This window comes from Psychrobacter glacincola, assembly GCF_904846215.1.
Taxonomy (GTDB): Bacteria; Pseudomonadota; Gammaproteobacteria; order Pseudomonadales; family Moraxellaceae; genus Psychrobacter; species Psychrobacter glacincola.
This window is the reverse complement of sequence record NZ_CAJGZK010000102.1, coordinates 1-560: the sequence shown is the minus strand read 5'-3', so window position 1 is coordinate 560 and position 560 is coordinate 1. Positions and strand designations below refer to the sequence as shown.

At 49.8% G+C, this 560-nt stretch carries 1 protein-coding gene; it reads right to left on the bottom strand.

Going from position 1 to position 560, the window contains the following annotated elements:
- Positions 1–560 (bottom strand): EF-Tu C-terminal domain-related protein (locus tag JMW90_RS13620; RefSeq protein ID WP_265089251.1); only part of this gene is annotated, 560 nt, incomplete at both ends.

Genomic DNA, 560 nt, shown 5'->3' with positions numbered 1-560 from the left:
GTACGGCCGCCTTCACGAATAGCAAAGCGAAGACCTTTGTCCATAGCGATTGGGTGGATAAGCTCTACGCCCATCTCAACGTTATCGCCAGGCATGACCATCTCTGTTCCGTCTTGTAATTGGATTGCGCCAGTTACGTCAGTGGTACGGAAGTAGAACTGTGGACGATAGCCGTTTAGGAATGGTGTGTGACGACCACCCTCTTCTTTTGACAATACATATACTTCTGCGTCAAATTTGGTATGCGGGGTGATAGAACCAGGCTTCGCTAGTACTTGACCACGTTGTACGTCTTCGCGCTTAGTACCACGTAGTAGCACGCCACAGTTTTCGCCTGCACGACCTTCGTCAAGCAGTTTACGGAACATCTCTACACCGGTACAGGTGGTTTTTTGCGTGTCACGGATACCGACGATTTCGATTTCGTCGCCAACTTTCACGATACCAGATTCAACACGGCCAGTCACAACGGTACCACGACCTGAGATTGAGAATACGTCTTCGATTGGCATTAGGAATGCTTTGTCGATGTCACGCTCAGGCTCTGGGATGTAGGTGTC